The 18,915-nt window shown below is 41.3% G+C and carries 21 protein-coding genes; 10 read left to right on the plus strand and 11 right to left on the minus strand.

Annotation, left to right across the window (positions count from 1 at the left end):
- Window positions 1–50 precede the first annotated feature (50 nt).
- Both E0H80_RS03950 and E0H80_RS03955 read right to left on the minus strand, forming a co-directional pair.
- Entirely contained in the window at window positions 51–1,157 is a 1,107-nt protein-coding gene (locus E0H80_RS03950; RefSeq protein WP_131363333.1) for an HPP family protein, read from the minus strand.
- A 208-nt stretch (window positions 1,158–1,365) separates the two neighbouring features.
- Window positions 1,366–2,181 carry a transglutaminase-like domain-containing protein gene (locus E0H80_RS03955; protein ID WP_131363335.1) on the minus strand — a complete coding sequence of 272 codons (816 nt, stop codon included), beginning with the start codon at window positions 2,179–2,181 and terminating at the stop codon, window positions 1,366–1,368.
- 313 nt (window positions 2,182–2,494) lie between these two features.
- On the opposite strand from E0H80_RS03955, the gene glyQ reads away from it, so the two are divergent.
- From glyQ to E0H80_RS03990, 7 genes are all read left to right on the plus strand, one after another.
- Window positions 2,495–3,484 (plus strand): glycine--tRNA ligase subunit alpha, encoded by a 990-nt coding sequence (glyQ, locus tag E0H80_RS03960; RefSeq protein WP_131363337.1) that lies wholly within the window; start codon window positions 2,495–2,497, stop codon window positions 3,482–3,484.
- Window positions 3,484–5,553, plus strand: a complete 2,070-nt coding sequence (gene glyS, locus E0H80_RS03965) for a glycine--tRNA ligase subunit beta (RefSeq protein ID WP_131363339.1) — start codon at window positions 3,484–3,486, stop codon at window positions 5,551–5,553. The genes glyQ and glyS overlap by 1 nt, the downstream gene beginning before the upstream one ends.
- Window positions 5,554–5,916: 363 nt before the next feature.
- The gene (locus tag E0H80_RS17105) at window positions 5,917–6,285 is read left to right on the plus strand and encodes a DUF4760 domain-containing protein (protein ID WP_165494276.1); all 369 of its coding nucleotides are present in this window, start codon (window positions 5,917–5,919) and stop codon (window positions 6,283–6,285) included.
- Between the two features lie 87 nt (window positions 6,286–6,372).
- Window positions 6,373–6,762, plus strand: a complete 390-nt coding sequence (locus E0H80_RS03975; RefSeq protein ID WP_131363343.1) for a hypothetical protein — start codon at window positions 6,373–6,375, stop codon at window positions 6,760–6,762.
- Window positions 6,763–7,126: 364 nt separating this feature from the next.
- Window positions 7,127–7,312 (plus strand): hypothetical protein, encoded by a 186-nt coding sequence (locus E0H80_RS03980; protein WP_131363345.1) that lies wholly within the window; start codon window positions 7,127–7,129, stop codon window positions 7,310–7,312.
- A 171-nt stretch (window positions 7,313–7,483) separates the two neighbouring features.
- Entirely contained in the window at window positions 7,484–7,666 is a 183-nt protein-coding gene (locus E0H80_RS03985) for a hypothetical protein (protein ID WP_131363347.1), read from the plus strand.
- 201 nt (window positions 7,667–7,867) lie between these two features.
- The gene (locus tag E0H80_RS03990) at window positions 7,868–8,365 is read left to right on the plus strand and encodes a hypothetical protein (protein WP_131363349.1); all 498 of its coding nucleotides are present in this window, start codon (window positions 7,868–7,870) and stop codon (window positions 8,363–8,365) included.
- A gap of 46 nt (window positions 8,366–8,411) precedes the next feature.
- Here E0H80_RS03990 and E0H80_RS03995 read toward each other — a convergent pair whose 3' ends face one another.
- The 3 genes from E0H80_RS03995 to E0H80_RS04000 all read right to left on the minus strand — a co-directional run bounded on the left by E0H80_RS03995 (window position 8,412) and on the right by E0H80_RS04000 (window position 11,108).
- Window positions 8,412–9,365 carry a 2-hydroxyacid dehydrogenase gene (locus tag E0H80_RS03995; RefSeq protein WP_131363357.1) on the minus strand — a complete coding sequence of 318 codons (954 nt, stop codon included), beginning with the start codon at window positions 9,363–9,365 and terminating at the stop codon, window positions 8,412–8,414.
- 111 nt (window positions 9,366–9,476) lie between these two features.
- On the minus strand, window positions 9,477–9,674 hold the full coding sequence (locus E0H80_RS16580) for a hypothetical protein (protein WP_165494277.1): 198 nt from the start codon (window positions 9,672–9,674) through the stop codon (window positions 9,477–9,479).
- A 162-nt stretch (window positions 9,675–9,836) separates the two neighbouring features.
- Complete coding sequence (locus tag E0H80_RS04000) at window positions 9,837–11,108, minus strand: hypothetical protein (RefSeq protein ID WP_131363359.1); 1,272 nt, start codon at window positions 11,106–11,108, stop codon at window positions 9,837–9,839.
- Window positions 11,109–11,231: 123 nt separating this feature from the next.
- On the opposite strand from E0H80_RS04000, the gene E0H80_RS04005 reads away from it, so the two are divergent.
- Both E0H80_RS04005 and E0H80_RS04010 read left to right on the plus strand, forming a co-directional pair.
- Window positions 11,232–12,008 carry a class I SAM-dependent methyltransferase gene (locus E0H80_RS04005; protein WP_131363361.1) on the plus strand — a complete coding sequence of 259 codons (777 nt, stop codon included), beginning with the start codon at window positions 11,232–11,234 and terminating at the stop codon, window positions 12,006–12,008.
- Window positions 12,009–12,024: 16 nt separating this feature from the next.
- Entirely contained in the window at window positions 12,025–12,624 is a 600-nt protein-coding gene (locus E0H80_RS04010; protein ID WP_131363363.1) for a hypothetical protein, read from the plus strand.
- 53 nt (window positions 12,625–12,677) lie between these two features.
- Here E0H80_RS04010 and E0H80_RS04015 read toward each other — a convergent pair whose 3' ends face one another.
- The 3 genes from E0H80_RS04015 to E0H80_RS04025 form a co-directional block, all read right to left on the minus strand.
- Entirely contained in the window at window positions 12,678–13,088 is a 411-nt protein-coding gene (locus tag E0H80_RS04015; RefSeq protein WP_131363365.1) for a GFA family protein, read from the minus strand.
- 66 nt (window positions 13,089–13,154) lie between these two features.
- A complete protein-coding gene (locus E0H80_RS04020) occupies window positions 13,155–14,375 on the minus strand; it encodes a TIGR03862 family flavoprotein (RefSeq protein WP_131363367.1) in 1,221 nt (406 codons plus the stop codon).
- 7 nt (window positions 14,376–14,382) lie between these two features.
- Window positions 14,383–15,057: an SAM-dependent methyltransferase gene (locus E0H80_RS04025; protein ID WP_171457809.1), complete on the minus strand. Its 675-nt coding sequence runs from the start codon at window positions 15,055–15,057 to the stop codon at window positions 14,383–14,385.
- A gap of 84 nt (window positions 15,058–15,141) precedes the next feature.
- Between E0H80_RS04025 and E0H80_RS04030 the strand changes: the two genes are divergently transcribed.
- Window positions 15,142–15,327 carry a DNA gyrase inhibitor YacG gene (locus E0H80_RS04030; RefSeq protein ID WP_131363371.1) on the plus strand — a complete coding sequence of 62 codons (186 nt, stop codon included), beginning with the start codon at window positions 15,142–15,144 and terminating at the stop codon, window positions 15,325–15,327.
- Window positions 15,328–16,102: 775 nt separating this feature from the next.
- On the opposite strand, the gene E0H80_RS04035 is transcribed toward E0H80_RS04030, so the two are convergent.
- The 3 genes from E0H80_RS04035 to E0H80_RS04045 form a co-directional block, all read right to left on the minus strand.
- Complete coding sequence (locus E0H80_RS04035; protein ID WP_131363373.1) at window positions 16,103–16,747, minus strand: MBL fold metallo-hydrolase; 645 nt, start codon at window positions 16,745–16,747, stop codon at window positions 16,103–16,105.
- A gap of 21 nt (window positions 16,748–16,768) precedes the next feature.
- Window positions 16,769–17,782 carry a ferrochelatase gene (gene hemH / locus E0H80_RS04040; RefSeq protein WP_131363605.1) on the minus strand — a complete coding sequence of 338 codons (1,014 nt, stop codon included), beginning with the start codon at window positions 17,780–17,782 and terminating at the stop codon, window positions 16,769–16,771.
- Between the two features lie 66 nt (window positions 17,783–17,848).
- Entirely contained in the window at window positions 17,849–18,877 is a 1,029-nt protein-coding gene (locus tag E0H80_RS04045) for a DUF4062 domain-containing protein (protein WP_131363375.1), read from the minus strand.
- Window positions 18,878–18,915: the final 38 nt, after the last annotated feature.

Consider the following 18,915-nt stretch of genomic DNA (forward strand, 5'->3'; position numbering starts at 1 on the left):
TATGCTACGACTTGTACCCCAATAGGTCGTAGCTTTTTTTTGCCTATTTTTTAGAGGTTAGCCGCCAGATTCAGCTGTTGATTTAATGCAGCAATCATATCGGCACGGCTAATAATTCCGACCATTTTTTGATGTTCAACTACAGGAATATAATTAAAAGAACGTTCCACAAAATAAGGCACCAGATTCTGGATCGGTTGCTCAGGTTTTACAGTAACCACTTGACGCACCATAATATGTTTCACCTGACGTTCCCATGTGATTCTCAAGTCTGTCGCTCGTTTAAACCATTCCACCACTTCATATAAAGCCAGGGTGCCAACCAATTGATGCTGAGCATCTGTCACTGGCAAGCTCATTAAATTCATGTGTTTGAATTTATCCAAAGCAGAATGGATATCATCGTTTTCATTTAAGCTAATGACATCTCTGGTCATAATGTCCTGACACTTGAACTGGCTCACACCTCGTGCATTGGCTTTTTCTTGCGCTGCTAAAATAATTTTTTGTAAGTCATATTCACTAATATCCAACAGCTCGGTTTGCTGATCCAGCGTGTCCTGAATATCTTGCGGTTGAATAGTGACTTTTTGAGTGGGTGTCGGATCTTTAGAACGCTGATTAATTTGTGCTATTTGCGGATATTTTTTGCCGAGCAAGCGGTTAAACACAATCGCAATTACCAGCAATAAAAGTGAATTCAATAAAACCGGATAGAAAATAAAGTTGTATCCAAGCTGGTGTACCGCTTCTCCACCCAATACTGCTGTAATGGCCACTGCCCCACTGGGTGGATGCAAGGAATCTGTGGTCATCATTAAGATAATCGAGAGACCGACCGCAACACTAAAGGCTTCCGTCAAGTTAGGAATATACATTGCACAGGTCACGCCAATGATGCCTGCAAGACTGTTACCAACCACCATATTCCATGGCTGAGCCAATGGACTGGCCGGTACGGCAAACAGCAATACCGATGATGCACCCATAGGCGCGATGTACCAGGCATTGATATCGCCCAACACCCACCAACTGATCAGTGATGAAAGTGCAAGTCCTATCAAGGCACCTATGCCACAGAGCAAGCGGTCTTTTAGCGGAAGGATTTTAAAATTGGGTTTTAGGGTATTGAGCCATTCAAGTTGTGGATGAAACACGGCACGCCTTTTGTGGTTTTTAAGTGGAAGTCGCAAATTATAGAATGATGCTGCATAAAGGTGTATTTATTTTGCATCTTTTCACTGTTTACGGAATAAAATTAAAAATAATTTAATTCATAATATACTGATATTAAAAAAGATAGTCTCTGAAGATTAAGCAATGCTTGCTAGAAAATTAATGGATTAAGCCACAATTTAATCTCTGCTAATACCGCTCCCTACCACCTTGATCGGTAATGATGGGTTCAATCGTTATCAGCTCAATCTCACCATAAAATGTCGAAAATGCGACTTCACCGGCATCCATTCCAGTGCCAATTCGAATTAAATTTTCTACAGGGGCCAAACGGGTCGGATCAAATAACACCCAACCGCCTTCTAAATAGGCTTCAAAAATGGCATGAAAATCTGGCAGGAATTTTTCAATCTCGACATAACCGACCACCATCCGTGCCGGAATCCCTAAAGCACGACACAAGGCGATGCCCAAATGGGCAAAGTCACGACATACCCCTGCCCGCTGGATAAGTACATCTGTCGCTGTAGTAAACTGGTCAGAGCTGCCCGAAACATAAAAAATATGGTTATAAATCCATTGTTCAATGGCTTTAACCCGACTATAGCCAAGCTTCATCCAGCCAAAGGATCGGTTCGCCATTTCGACCAATAAATCCGAATTACAATAGCGACTGGGCAATAAATAAGGCAATACTTCGTCGGGTAAATCAGAAACTGCCACTTCATTCAGGTTTTGCTGAAGATCCGCATCCATTACAGGATGGCGTTCAACGGTCGCGTTATAATTTATTTCAAAAGCATCACAGGGTTCGATATGCAAACGAATATGACGGTTTTGCTGACTTGAATCTTGAAATTCACGCCATGCGATGGGCGGATTAAAGGTGAGTTGTTCTTCAATAATGCTTTGATCAGGATGATGTGCCGCCTGAATCTGAAAAACAAATTCTGTGGTTTGAACAATCTTGTATTTTAAATGGCATTGGATGGTACAAGTTGTCATGAACGTCCTTATTTTTAAGCATTATTTTACACTATGAAGATTAAACTAATTTCATGCCAGCAACCGTATAAGATCAGTTTATCTTTATCATAATTGCATTTAAATAAAGCTATCCATCTGATTTGTTCTTGGTTTTTAGGTCAGGATAAATTGGTCATTAAACACAAATTTGCAGGACACAAATAGATGAGCAGTCTCTTTTGAGGAGACTTTGATTTTTCTCAAAAAAGTATCCTCGCATTAACCCTTTGCCACTCCTCGACAAAATCCTTATAATTGAGCACAATTTTTCTCTAATTTTAAGTGGATGACCATGAGTCGCGCCATATCGCATATTGATACCTTCCAAGGCTTAATTCTTGCCTTACAAACTTACTGGGCTGAACAAGGTTGCGTGATTTTACAACCTTACGATATGGAAATGGGCGCAGGCACATTCCACACTGCAACCTTCCTTCGTGCGCTGGGGCCTGAAACCTGGAACGCGGCATACGTTCAACCGTCACGTCGTCCGAAAGATGGTCGTTATGGCGAAAACCCGAACCGTTTGCAACATTACTACCAATTCCAAGTGGTGCTGAAACCAAACCCGGACAACATCCAACAGCTATATTTAGATTCGTTAAAAGCGATTGGTATTGATCCCTTGGTTCACGACATTCGTTTCGTGGAAGACAACTGGGAATCTCCAACACTTGGCGCTTGGGGCTTAGGTTGGGAAGTTTGGCTCAACGGTATGGAAGTGACACAGTTCACTTACTTCCAGCAAGTCGGCGGCGTTGAATGTTACCCGGTAACTGGCGAAATCACTTACGGTCTTGAACGTCTGGCGATGTACCTGCAAGGTGTAGATTCTGTTTACGATTTGGTTTGGACTAAAGGTCAATTCGGTACGGTGACTTATGGCGATGTATTCCATCAAAATGAAGTGGAACAATCGACCTATAACTTCGAATATGCCAACGTTGAAAAAATGTTTGAACTGTTCGACTTTTACGAAGCTGAAGCGACACGTTTAATTGCAGCGGAATTGCCACTGCCTGCTTATGAACAAGTGATCAAAGCATCACACAGCTTTAACTTGTTAGACGCACGTGGCGCGATTTCGGTGACTGAACGTCAGCGTTATATTTTACGTGTACGTACTTTGGCGCGTTCAATTGCACAAAGCTATGTAGCTGCTCGTGCGAAGCTTGGCTTCCCGATGGCAGAACCTGAATTACGTGATGAAGTCCTTGCACAGTTAAAAGCACAAGTTGAAGCAGAAGCGGCTCAAGCAGAAAAAGCAGCGGAGAAGAAATAATGTCTAAACATACCGTATTGTTCGAATTGGGCTGTGAAGAACTTCCGCCAAAAAGCTTAAAAAAATTACGTGACGCGCTACAAGCTGAGACGGTTAAAGGCCTAAAAGATGCTGGTCTGGCTTTCGATGCAATCGAAGCTTATGCAGCACCTCGCCGTTTGGCTTTAAAAATTGTCAATGTTGAAGGCGCTCAAGCCGATACGCAAAAACGTTTTGACGGCCCTGCTATACAAGCGGCGTATGATACTGAAGGTAAACCAACCAAAGCCTTAGAAGGCTTTATGCGTGGTCAAGGTATTACAGCCGATCAAGTATCGACTTTCCAAGCCGGTAAAGTTGAAAAAGTCTGCTACTTGAAAGATGTCAAAGGTCAAAGCCTAGACGTTTTACTGCCGCAAATTCTGCAAAATGCTTTGGACAACCTGCCAATTGCAAAACGAATGCGTTCTGCGGCAAGTCGTACTGAATTTGTGCGTCCGGTAAAATGGGTTGTGTTGTTGAAAGACAACGATGTGATTGATGCAACGATTCAGGATCACAAAGCAGGCAATGTGACTTATGGTCACCGTTTCCATGCACCTGAAGCCATTACCCTTACGCATGCAGATGAATATCTTGCGAAGTTAAAAGCTGCTCACGTAGTTGCGAACTTTGAAGAGCGTCAAGCGATCATCGACCAACAAGTGAAAGTGCTTGCGGATGAAGTCAATGCCATTGCGATTGTACCAAGCGACCTGCGTGACGAAGTAACAGCATTGGTTGAATGGCCTGTTGCGCTTCGTGCCAGCTTCGAAGAACGCTTCCTTGCTGTTCCGCAAGAAGCGCTTATTACGACCATGCAGGACAACCAGAAGTACTTCTGCTTGGTGAATGCTGACAACAAACTGCAACCCTACTTCATTACTGTGTCCAACATTGAGTCGAAAGACCCGATACAAATTATTGAAGGTAACGAGAAAGTCGTTCGTCCTCGTTTGTCTGATGCCGAGTTCTTCTTCCTGCAAGATCAAAAGCAACCGCTTGCATCGCGTAAAGAAAAATTGGCTAACATGGTATTCCAGGCACAACTGGGTACGCTTTGGGATAAATCGACACGTATTGCAAAATTGGCTGTTGCGCTTGCTCCTATTACAGCTGCAAACCCTGCCGATGCTGAAAAAGCTGCGCTTCTTGCAAAATGCGATTTAACGTCTGAATTGGTGGGTGAATTCCCAGAACTTCAAGGGATTGCAGGTACATATTACGCGCGGATTGAAGGCGAAAATGATGAAGTGGCTGAGTCTTTAGGTGAGCAGTATTTACCTAAATTTGCGGGTGACGTTTTACCGAAAACCAAAACAGGTACAACCATTGCCCTTGCCGATCGTTTAGATACGCTCACCGGTATTTTCGGTATTGGTCAGGCACCAACAGGTTCTAAAGACCCGTTTGCGCTACGTCGTTCTGCGATTGGTATTTTGCGTCTGGTGACTGAAAATGATTTAGACGTTTCAATTGAAGAATTGATTACGCTTGCACTCAATGCTTATGGCGATGTTGTTTCAGATCATGCCAAGACTCTGGCGGATGCTGTTGCATTCCTTGAAGGTCGTTACCGCGCCAAATACGAAGATCAAGGCGTTGCAGTTGATGTGATTCAAGCCGTTCAAGCCTTGTCGCCTAAATCTCCACTTGATTTTGACAAGCGTGTAACTGCGGTCAATCACTTCCGTGACTTACCAGAAGCTGCTGCGCTTGCTGCTGCGAATAAACGTGTGGCTAACATTCTTGCAAAAGAAGCTGCGCCTACAGGTGATGTAGTTGAAGCAAACTTGGTAGAAGATGCTGAAAAAGCATTGTTCGCTGAACTTGCGAAAATCACCCCTGTGGTTGAGCCATTATTTGCTGCCAAAGACTACACTGCTGCCTTGTCTGCTTTAGCTTCCCTTCGTGCGCCAGTGGATGCGTTCTTTGATGGCGTGATGGTCATGGCTGATGATGCTGACCTTAAGGCAAATCGTTTACGTATGCTTGCTCAGTTACGTGACTTATTTACGAAAGTAGCTGATATTTCGGTGCTTCAACATTAACCTAATTAGTTGAAGTTTAAACAAAACCCCGCTATAAGTTAGTGGGGTTTTCTATATTTTAACTTTATGTATAAGATTTTAATCACACAAACATTACTATTACTTTGTCCATATCTACTTTTATATGTCATTTACTATTTTAAAAATAGAGATGCTTTCGTTTTAAGGCCTCCAAGCCATAGAAAAATAGATCTTTATATATGGATCGTTGCCATCACATTAATCTTAAGTTTAGTTTGGAACTCTTACTTTTCAGAATACTTTTTTCTAGGTCTAAAAATAACACAAGATACTGTTAATGATAAGTTTATTACCTTTCTAGGAATTAGCTCTGCCATCATTGGATGGTTATACACCGTACGCATGCAAGCTGTTACTAATATGCGAAATCATTCAATTCACACGATAGCGAATGCTCGCTTGTCTGATCAATATAACCAGAAATTTGATTACGTATATGAATTGTTGAAAGGACATAAATTATTAAGTTACGAGAAATATACTGGCTTCAATAATTATGATAAATCGGTAATACACTACATTCTGAATTATTATGAGTTTATTGCTATCGGACTCAGATATAACGAACTAGATGAAGAAATTGTTAAAAGAATGATGAAATCTCAAGTATTGAAAACATACTCAACATTTGAAGACGTTATTGTTAATTTACGAAAAGACTCCCCCACTTTTTTTGAGAACTTTGTGGATTTAAAAAATCGCTGGCAGTGATATGTCATAAAGATAAATTTGATCTATAGCCAATTTTCATTCAAATCCCTATACTCATCTTAACAACACTCAACAAGAAAGAATCATATGAAATTTAAAGCTATTATTTTGACTGGTCTTGCGGGTATTGCTCTTACAGCGTGTACATCTGCACCCAAAATCCCACAGCTTGAAACAGGGGTATTACAGGAAGTCCAAAATCTGGAAGTCTATCCAAACACGACCCACAACAAAGCTAAATTGACCAAATTTCCTGGGAAATGCGTGATTGAATTTACCGGCAACCTAAAAGCAGGCAAGTCGATAGAACAATGGGCTTTTAAAGGCTTAACCCTGATTTCAGGTGGCTCAGCAACTTTTGCCAAAGATGGTACCAGTACAGCAAATAACTTTGACCTGAATGCACCAGAAGTGCAAAAAAACTTCCTTGCACTACGCCATCATTTTCATGAAGATGCTTTAGCACAATGTGACTGATACCGCCAAGAATCACTGACTCAAGTTTGAATTGGTGATTCTTTTCTTTTCAAAATATTTCAGTCCAGTATCCTGCTTATCTTGCAAGTTATATAGATTTTAATCCCTATTTCATCTGATGTTTTAACATTCACATTTAGAGCATCCAAAAGCTCATTTTTTATAAAAACAAATAAACTTCAAATCATTCTATAAATTAGATCTGTAAAGTGTCTTCATATTCCTATCAATATTGTTGATTCACTGTTGCTAAAGCGTGTGACTTTATTCTCCAACCGATAACTTATCTATTAATCTCTTTATTATGTGAAATATTATAATTCGGTGAACATTCGAATTTCGCCATACAGGATATATTTAAGCAATGAAAACTCTTAAAACCGCATTGATTACGACTGCACTATTGGCCACTTCTCCGCTGTTCGCAAATACCACAGTACAAGCGACAGCAGATGTAACAACAGAACAACCGGGTTTATTGCATAGCTTGTCTAACGGAGTTAAAAATACCACCCATACAGTGGGTCAAGGTATTCAAAATACAACATAAAAAGCAGGTCAAGGCATTAAAAACACTGCGGTCAAAGTAGATCACGGGGTCGAAAAAGGTATTGATAAAACTCGAACTACAGGTAAAAATGCTGTAGAAAACAGTAAAAAATTTACTGCAGAAAAATCACAGACAGTCGTAAATAAAGCTGGAAAAGTTAAAGATGCAACTGTGAAAACAGCAGATAAAACCAAAAACTTTAGCAGTGAAAAACTGCAAAAAACCAAAGAAACTGTAAGCTCCCCGTCAGGCAATGTCGGTCTAAATACAAATACCAAAGTTGAGTTAAATACTCCAGCGGCTAATGCAAAAGTAGGTCTAGATACAAATGCGTCAGTGAGTCATCAAGAATAACTGAGTGTTTAAAAATTTATCTCTAAAATCTCATTTCTATGGGCTTTTTCTTTTACAGGCCATCAAGAATTTATTTTTAATGTTATGAATCTGTAGCCATTTCATCAACCTTCATATTTCTAGCAAAATTAGCCTATAGAATAAAATTAAATAGAGATGAAATGACTCGAAACGAGCGTTAAAGCAGGAATAAAACCCACAATGAAAAAGATGAAAGCTGTATTAATTACCAGCGCAATTTTGGCTTCAACTCCCCTTTTTGCTCAAACTACGACCGAAACAGCGACTCCAACCCAGCGTCAGGCTGCATCCTATGGTGATAACCCAAATATCTTTAGAGTACTTACCCAAAAGGCACAAACAACGGTGCAAAACACAGCTGAAAAAGTGGATCATGCAGCGCAAAAAGGTATCGCGAAAGTAAAACCTAAAGTTGAAAATGCCTGGGAAGGAACCAAAGATTTTGCCAGTGAAAAATCAGTGATTGCAATAGAGAAAACTCAAAATGCTGCGGTAAAAGTAAACAATAAACTCAATGAAACCAAAGATGGTCTTATTGGCAGTCCAGAAAACCAGTCTGCACCTATTGTTTCCCACCCTTTGAGTCAGTCATCGACAGGAGTGGATTCTGTTCCCGTTCAACCCGTACCTTCGAATCGAACTCAGCCGGTACAAAACAATACACGCACAAACTTATAAGAAATATGCCTTCTTCCTATGGGCAGAAGGCGAGATTGGGAGTCGGTTAATTCACTTGTCGAATCGGCTGACCCGCTTTAAATGCTGCTACATTGTCAAGCATCTGCTGCACAATTCGTTGTCGGGCATCAACACTGCCCCATGCACTATGTGGGGTAATAATCAGGTTCGGAATATCATCTGCCAATAACACATTGCCGTCTTTCGGTGGTTCAACGGTCAGAACGTCAGTTGCAGCCCCGGCAATTTTTCCTTGGCGTAAAGCATCTGCAAGTGCTTGTTCATTAACAATTCCACCACGCGCACAGTTAATTAAAAATGCCGTAGGTTTCATGGCATCGAAGGCTTGGGCATCTATCAAATCACGGGTATCGTCGGTTAAAGGACAATGCAGACTCAGGAAATCGACTTGCGGCAGTAGATCCGCAAAAGCAATACGACTGGCATCCGTTGGACGATTGGGTAGTGATCCGATCAGCACCTTCATACCAAATGCTTCCGCCCGTTTCGCAACAGCCCGTCCCAATTCACCATAACCAATAATCCCTAAACTCTTGCCTTCAAGTTCAATAATCGGGAAATCCAGCAAACAAAACTGGGAGGCTTTATTCCATTCACCCTGCTTCACCGCGCGGTCATATTTGAGTAATGAAGTGGCCAAAGCCAACATTAAAGCGAGCGTATGCTGTGCCACCGCAGACGTACCATAACCCTGACAATTACACACCACAACGTCCTGCTTACGCGCTTGAATCAGGTCAATATTGTTTGTGCCTGTGGCGGAAATTAAAATCAGTTTTAAATTTGGACATTGCTGAATTGTTGCTGCATCCACCAGCACTTTATTGCTGATAATGACATCTGCATGCTGCACACGTTCTAAAACTTGCGCTGGGCTGGTACCTGGAAATAGGCTTAACTCATCAAAAGCCGCTTCGAGTGCACTAAAATCCAAATCATTTTGATCGAGCGATTCATAATCTAAAAATACGGCTTTCATTATGCATTCCTTGGCTGATTTAGAGGGAGCTGAAATTACTTTGCTCTACATTAAAAGCCAGATGCACATGCTTTTTCAACTAAACTCCGGCAGCAGATATGAAAAAACCCACTATTTAGTGGGTTTATTTATATGGACTTGAATCGACTTGCGAAATTCATAAAACACATAGATTGCCAGGACAAAAACCACAAGCAATCCCCCGCCCATAATGATGTAAGTCGGATCTGGACTCTGGGCAAAAGCATAGGAAGGTAAGAATATAGAGATGCTGGTTAAAAGCACAGCCGGTATAAAATCACGTTTCATCCTTAAGCACCCTGTCTTGTTTATTTGTTTATTGTTCAACATTTAGCAACTTTAACTTGCCTTATATTTTCTATCTTAGACCGATTAAAATATAAAGCAAGCGATCAAAAATCAGACCAAAGTCGGGTTGGTTTTAAACCATAACAGGCTATTCAATAATGTTTAGGACAGTTCCGGTTGAGTGACGAATTGAGCAGTTTCAGGCGTGTCTTCAATAAAATCATGACTGCCGTATTCATTATTACTTAAGTTTAAATGCTTATAACTGAGCAAATAAAAATCGCTATATTTCTTGATCACAAGGGGATGCATGCCGGTGGTTAATGGCTCTTGTTGCTTAAACAGCTTCATCACATGACGATCATTCATTGCCACCACATAACGCTCATCATTTAAATTAATCTGCACCAGACCACTGCCCTTGGCAAAAATCGGGATCAGAAATTTATGGTTTAAGGCAATTGCACCAGCGGCATAGCTTTCAATTTTCTGGCTAATCACATTGAATACCAGACCATGACCGAAACAGTCCAGTAAATGACTGCGGTTTTCTTGGGGGAAATCCACCTGAATACCAAGTTTCAGTAAATCGTGCTGACTGACTTGCTTGTTACGCAGCAATTCTCGCAGTAAATTCTGTTTCAACTTCGCATCAAAAAACTGGTTATCCAACTGCAAGTCATTGTTGATTAAAATCGAACCCAGAGCATTGCGATGTCGCGGCAATAAGTTTTCAATCACTTTACGATAATAGAACTTGCTGTTCTTTTTGACCTGACGGATTTTTTTATAAAAATAGGATTCATCAAACTCATGCACCAAGAAGTCATGCAGCAATTCTGAACTGGCCAGAACCGCAATAGCATCGTGCCCGGTAAAGGGTAAATTTAAGGTCTGAATGTGAGGCAGAACCTGCTCAAGTTTTAAATAGTGCGCACGATCTTCGGGATAGTACGGATCATAAACCACAATGTATTCACGCTCTGCTGAAACATCCTGAGGTTGCACCTGCATATTGGCATTTAGTTCCTCATGGAAAAACATGTTATAGCGCGGGTCTTCAACATCTTCAGGATTGATTGAATACTGGGGTACCAATGCAACCACGCGTTTTAAGTCAAGCAAATTTGAATACTTGATTGCAGCATAACCGCCCATTGAACCGCCATAGCCAATGCGTTTTTCAAACGGCGCAATCAGTTCCTGAATTTCGGCAAACATCTGCCGCATTGAGCTTTCCGGAAACCACGATTTTTGCTTCGGCATAACCCCAATGACATTAAAGCCATGTTTATGCAAGGATTTTTCAGCATTAATCGACAAGCCTTTGGCACGGGTAATTAAATCGCCAAAAGAGAAAATCAGCTCCTCCGATGAACCTTTTAAAAATATGGCACGAATTTGTTCGTCTTCAAAAATAATGTGTTTTTCCATTTCCACACCGAAGCAAATCGGCCCTTGTTTTGTACAGTCAATAGAACAAATAGACAGCTTGCCTATTCACGAAAAGCGACTATGTTATTTTATAGATGCCAAGAATATTAAAAAGCGCAAAATATGACACAATCACTCCATCCAGCTGCTCAAAAAGGTTTCAGTTCTGCTGCAGAGCTGTATCAACAGGTGCGTCCCGATTATCCACAAGATATCGTCAGCTGGCTGCAAGATCAGCTGCAACTTTGCGCAAATTCACAGGTCATTGATCTGGGCTCTGGCACGGGCAAATTCTTGCCCTACTTACAGCAGATTACTTCACATATTATCGCGATTGAACCGGTTCAGGAAATGCTGGCACAACTGCAAACTGTATATCCAGAGATTCAAACCCTGCAAGCCTCCAGTGAACATTTGCCTGTCACTGCAAATAGCATGGATGCGGTGATCTGTGCGCAATCCTTCCACTGGTTTGCCAATATGGAGAATTTACAGCAAATCCATCAAGCCTTGAAACCGGCTGGACATTTGGCGCTGATCTGGAATCAACGCGATATAAACGTTAACTGGGTCAAGGCACTGGCAGATCTGATTGAACCTTTGGAGGGTAACACACCTCGTTATCATAGTGAAAAGTGGAAAGATGTGTTTAAGCAGCAAGCGTTATTTCAGCTGAAAAATGTCCAGACTTTTAAGCTGCAGCATGTCGGTACAGTAGAAAACGTAGTGTCTAAACGCCTGCTTTCCACCAGTTTCATTGCTGCACTGCCAGAGCAAGAACAACAGCAACTAAAAGCCCTATTTGAACAGATTGTCTTCAGCTACACTGGTAAATATCCACACGATGAGATTGGCTTCCCTTATATAACTCATGCTTATGCTTTTAAAAAAACTGATTAGCAATAAAGGAATCATCATGAAAAAATTTCAACTAAAACAATTGAGTCTGCTGGTGTTATTGTGTTCAGGTGTATTCCTTGCTGCCTGTGACAACAGTAAAAATAACGCTTCTCAAAATGATAAAATTCAACCTGAAGATAAGGTCATGAATGAACTGATTACCGAACCAGTGAAAGTGTTTGAAAAAACTCCGGATGATCAACATGATATTGCCTTACTCATCGACTTTGACAGGCGCTTTACTCAAATGAGTGATGACATGGAAGACGAGCTGACGAAAATGCAGGAAAAGGGTTCACTCACCGATGAATTTGCACTTGACCGTAAACGTGACAATGTTCAGTCGGCATTGAACATGTTGAAAGAACTGGACTTAAAGACCCAGCAAGGCCGCTATATTCAAGGCTTAATGGCAGAATACTGGCAAAACCAAGCCAAACTGTATAATGAAGATAAAGATGCCAAAGCAGATGCAATGAAAAAATCAGGCGATCGGGTCAAAGGCTTAGGTGAGTTTTTACATGCTCAGGAACAGCTTGAACATTGGCAATCGCAATATCCGGAAATGAGCAAAGCTGAAACAGCTAAATCCGAAACTACTCAATCTAACTACTAAATTTGGCTGCATAAAACAGGGATCATTTGATCCTTCCACCTTTATTATTTAACTTATGGTCGCTCGTTATGCTGCACTAAGCCATCGCAAATCGTATCCCATTCTGCCTTGAAGGCAGCAAAGATATGTTGCGTCGGCTTTTGCTGAAGTGGTGTATCCAGTGTACCAATTCTTAAACGGTACAGATCCGGTGTTTCAGTTTTAATACTGATAATCGGTGAGCCACAATCAGCACAAAAACAACGCTGAGTCGTTGCGCTGGATTGGAACTTTTTCAGCAAATGCTCACCTTGCAAAATTTTAAAATCTGCTTTTTTAATCGGAGCATTGGTGGCAAAAGCTGTGCCATTGGCTTTACGACATTTTTGACAATGACATTGCACAATGTCGCCAATTTCACCCTGAATTTCATAGCGTAAACCGCCACACAAACAGCTTCCGCGATATAGGTTGTGTTCAGACATACTAGCTGCATTTTTTATCATGATTGAACTTTCACCCTAGCATGCTTCAAATCACAGTTCCAACTCTTACTTACTGTATTTTTGCAGCAAGGCAGGAGCAAGATAGCCATGTACTCCCTCAGCTGCAGCACGACCTGTGGCAAAACATGCAGTCAATAAATAACCGCCTGTTGGTGCATCCCAATCCAGCATCTCGCCACAACAAAACACATGCGGATTTGACTTTAACTGGAGTTGTTCAGACAAGACTTCGCGTTTAATACCACCGGCACAGCTAATCGCTTCTTCGATCGGACGAAAGCCTTTTAAAGGAATAGCCAAATGCTTAATCTGCTGTGCTAAAGCCAGAGGATTATTCCACACCTCTTTAGCCACCAGTTCACGCACCAGACTGGCTTTGGCAGGGTCTAGACCTGCTTTACGCCAGACATTACTTAAAGACTGCTTTTTACTCGGTTGTAATTTTTGCGCGAGTTGCTCAACCGTCTGCTCTGGAATTAAATCCAAATACAGTTGCATGGCCTGACCATCTTTAAGCTGCTGACGTAGCGCACGCCCCTGTTTATAGATCAAGCCACTTTCCAAACCATAATGGCTAATCACAATATCGCCCATGGTTTTGGCTTGACCCTCTACCCATGCTTCAACCCGTTTTAAAGGCTGACCAAATACCGGCTGCATAAATTTGGACCAAGCTCGCTCTACGCCGGCATTGCTGGCTTGAAAGGCTTCAATTTCATCCTCAGATAGCCATTTTTGCCACGCACCATCACTGCCAAGCCGTGACCATGACACTGCACCACAGGCCAGCACAATGGCATCAAACTGCTGGGTTTCAACCTGTTCCGTGACCAGATTTTCAAACTGTAATGTGGAACCATCTAAATCCAGACACTGATGCCGATAATGAAAAATCACGCCACTTTCAACCAGGCGTTTCAACCAGGCACGAAGTAAAGGCGCCGCTTTCATCTCAACCGGAAATACCCGCCCGGATGAACCGATATAGGATTCAATGCCTAAGCCCTTCATCCATTGCTGAATCCATTGGGCATCCCACTGTTTTACCCAGGGCTCTAGCCATTCGGCTTGGTCATAACGCTGAATAAATTGAGCGACAGGCTCGGCATGAGAAATATTTAAGCCAGTTTTTCCAGCCATTAAAAATTTACGTGCAGCCGAGGGTTTCTGCTCATAAACATGTACCTCATAATCGTACTGAGTTAATACCTCTGCAGCCATTAGTCCGGCAGGACCTGCGCCAATAATTGCGACCCGCTTTTTCATAGCAATCCTATTCAGCATCTTTTGGAGCAGTTTCAGATGCCGTTTCGATCACTGCATTTTGACCTTGCAGCGGCATAAAATCATCAAAACGGGTGCTGTAGCCTTCTGGCTTGGTAATGATCAGTTGCTGACACAATTCACCACGCTGCAAATATTTAATTTCAAAATGGGTACGTGCAGAGCTCACCGGAATCACTTCTTTAACAAACGGTAATTTCCAGGTCTCTATTAACTGCTGCTGCGCTTCTGCGATATATTCAGTAATATTACTGGCCAAAGTCACCGTTCCACCGACCTGTAAACGTGACAGTAAAAATTCAAAAAACGGCATATTCAACCAGCGCTGCGCTGGGTTATGCGGTTCAGGATTGGGATATAAAATAAAAAATTGCTGTACTTGTGCTGGTAGTAAAGCATGCACGATCCATGGCATGGCATCGGCATGAATCGCCTGTAAATTAGTTTGACCTTCTAAGGCATGCTGTTTTTGCATGGCCACATATTTTTCACGGGTGCGTTCAATTGCAATCAATTTATGTTCAGGATGCTGACTCGAAAAAAGCAAGGCATGCTTACCTTTACCGGCACCAATTTCCACACAAATTGGCTCTGGGCTAATCATTTGAAAATCACGAGGCGCATGCATACGCTGTGCTTGAAATTGACGAATTGGCATAATCAGATCAAACTAACAAAAATCGGCTCAAGTCTAGCAAGAGCGACTGAGTTTGACTAACTGAATCATCATTTTTATCCGGAGAATAAAATGCCTCGCACTTTTCCTTGCCCACGTTGTGGCAAACCTTCAACTTGGGAAGGCAACGAATTCCGTCCTTTTTGTTCAGAGCGCTGTAAAATGATTGATCTGGGCGCTTGGGCAAATGATGACTATAAATTGCCTACTCAAGATGCACCGCAGGCAGATGGCGGTCATGGAGAAGATGAGTTTTAAACGTATTTTTTAGAATTATAAACAGTTTACAGGCTAGTAAATCAGGCTCAGCAATTTTAAGCAAAGGGGTTAGAATTCAGCTTTTTGTATTCTAAGCCTGAGACAATAATGCAAAAAACAAGAAGTATACCAAGCGCCATAATGATCAGATCGTGACGGGGAAAAGCTAAACTTAGGCATAAAAATGCCATTAAGCTAAAAATAAATAATGTTGCCTTGGCACACCCTAGTTTCATGAACTTTCTCTACCAATTTAAAGTAAATTTAAAATAATATGACTGAAAGCTCTTTTTTATTATTTTGTCTTAAATTGCTTAATATTTTTTCAATATACAATTAAAAAAAATTAGAAACTGACCAATATGTTTTACCATTGTTAAATTATGCTTATGAATTAGTAAAAATGATAACCAGTTAGTATTTTTTAAATTATAATAACATTATGAAAATACCAGTAAAAAATTTTCTAATAAATAAACACTTAAAATCGATATTTTTTAGTAATGAAACCTAATAACGATAAAAATTAATAACTATAAAAAAGGAGCTCCCCTCATGGGACTATGGTGTTTAAAAATTCTGTTTTTTTTATTTCTCTTACTGGGTATTGTAAGTTCAAGTTTTGGAATTTATATCCATGATGTCATTATTATTTGGATCGGCATCCTGTTTATTTTTTCAGCTATTATTTTTGCTTTAGAATTGAGACAGTTACATAGCGGTCCTTTTCGCAGAGACTGATGAAATTTATTCATCAATCTCTTATACAAAGGTATTAACCTGCTTTACTCGCCACAAAAGGGTTATGTTGTTTTTCAAAACCAATGCTACTGATTGGACCATGACCCGATATAAATTGAGTTTCATCTGGCAAACTAAAACATTCACGCTGAATTGAATCTAGCAACTGTTGATGGTTTCCGCGTGGAAAATCGGTACGCCCAATAGAACCTTTAAACAGCACGTCACCGGTCCATAACAGACCATAATTCTTGTTATAGAACATCACATGACCCGGGGTATGACCTGGGGCAAAGCGCACTTCAAATTCTTCATCACCCAGCTTTAATATTTCCCCACCTTCGAGCCATTGGCTAACATCGACCTTTTCTGGAATTGGAAAACCGTAACGCGCTGATACTTCCTGAATCATATCCAGCCAGAAAGCATCTTCTTTATGCGGGCCAATCACAGGAACATTCCATCGTTTGGTTAAGGTACCAACTGCACCGGCATGATCCAGATGACCATGGGTCAACCATAAAGCTTTCACGGTCAAACCCAGTGCTTCAATTTCAGCGGTTAATTTTTCAGGTTCGCCACCCGCATCAATCAAAACTGCTTCTTTACTTTCTGAATCCCAAACAATTGAACAGTTTTGCTGAAATGCCGTGACAGGAACAATTTTGACTTGCAACATGATGACGAAACCTCGATAAAATTAGTGGGCGAATGTTTGCGTTAATGCATCAAGATTAGCTTGAAGCAAGGTGGTGAACAATGCGATATGATCATCACGGGCATTGAGTGCAGGAATATAGGCATAGTGTTCACCCCCTGCTGACTTAAAGGTTTCAGCATTTTCTACCGCCAGTTCCTCTAAAGTTTCAAGACAATCTGCAGAAAATGCCGGACTCATAATCTGTACCGATTTTATCCCTTGCTCTGCCCACTCTTGCAACAGCTGATCGGTATACGGTTTTATCCATTCCTGTTTGCCAAAACGCGACTGAAAACTTACTTCCCACTGCCCCTCCTGCAAATCCAAAGCCTGTGCCACAAGTTGACCGGTCATACGACAGCGGTCTGCATAGGGATCTCCCTTATCGGCATAGGGCTGTGGAATACCGTGGAATGACATCAACAGTCTTTCTGCAACGCCGTGCTCAGCCTGATAGTCGCGTACACTCTGTGCCAAAGCCTGAATATATAAGGGATGCTGATAATAATCACGAATAATCGACAAGCCGGGTAAATTGCGCTGGGTCAAAATCCACTTTGCCACTGCGTCATAGAGCGGAGCAGTCGAGGTTGCCGAATATTGAGGAAATAGCGGAAGTAAAATAATGTGATCTTGTTGATTGAGGCTTAATTTTTGCAGCAATTCTTGAATACCCGGATTACCATAACTCATGGCAGGGACAACATTTAATTCAAACTGCGGATAGCGCTCAATTAATTGCTCTTGAACCGCTTTAACCTGTTGAAAGACAATTTCACGCATCGGTGAATCTTGTCCCCATACCATTGCATAAGCCTGGGTCACTCGTTTGGGACGAAACGGTAAAATAAACAGTCTTAAAATGATTTGCCAAACCGGTTTTGGAATTTCAATGACCCGCTGATCAGATAAAAACTGCTTCAGAAAACGACGCACTGCCGGAACAGTAGGTTCGTCTGGCGTACCCAAATTGGCTAAAATAATAGTAACTTTCGCTTTAGGTGCAGAAAACATCAAACCTTTTTCCAACATATAGAATCTGCTTTACTTTAACAGTTTTCTGCACTTTCTCTATATGGATTAATATGGTGATTTAAATTGAAAAACACGATTATTATCCAGCAAATTGCTTTCTAAAAGCTTTTGCCCTTTGGACGTTATTTGCCACAACATACGCTGACGGTCATCCCGTCCAGATTGTACAATCCAGTCATTTTGACGCATTTGCATTTTAATACTGTGCAAGGCACGAATATTAATTTGTGCACGTGCCACTGCATGTGTACGCGGCATTTCCACACGTGCATCTTCTAACCCAGTGTCATTTAAATACTCATTCATATATTTAGAAAAGTATTCTTCGGGGGTCGGATTGACAAACATGGTGCCTAAAATATTCAGCAACTGTGCCCAGGTCAGTTTCTTCTGAATTTTCAGTTCTTTGAAGTTGCCATCTTGATAAGCATGCATTCGATATTCAAAAGAAAATAATTCATGCATGGAAACTTTGGGTAAAGACAGGAAGGGATCGACTTCTCGTTTGCCCACTTCTGTTTCAAGTTGCTCAATTTTAGCTTTGAGTTGATCAATTTCATCATGCAAGGATTGCGTGTTCTGTGGTCGAACCCAACCTGAAACAGGATAGCGTTCAAGCATTTGCGGCATATTAAAACGTACCGCCATTTCCAAATCACGAAGGCTGCGGTAAGTAAAAATTTGATCAGCTTCTTGTTGTAATAATTTACGAAATTCAAGAAATTTTTCGCGAAGTTCCGGTTTTTGGTCATGTAAAGATAAATCCCGAGAAGCAGGATCATCATGCATAAAGACAATAATCGGTTTTTGTTTGGTGACTGCATAAATGTATTCGAGGTGCATATATCCCACACCTGACACAGATTGCTCGCCATATTGACTGCCCAAAAGAATCACCACATAGTCGCAGTCATCAATTTGACGACGTGCAAATGCCGTACTTAAGGGGGTGCGTTGTTCTAATCCCCAAGAAAAGAACCCCATTCCCACGAGAGTCTGAGCTAAAACGATTCGTTCTGGCTGCATTTCACTGCCAGACGTAGAAATAAAAACCTGATAACGCTTATCGAGCATTGGTTATCCTCTTCCAATTGCCCATTACATTCCCAACT

The sequence above is a fragment of the Acinetobacter sp. ANC 4779 genome, from assembly GCF_004331055.1.
Classification (GTDB): Bacteria; Pseudomonadota; Gammaproteobacteria; order Pseudomonadales; family Moraxellaceae; genus Acinetobacter.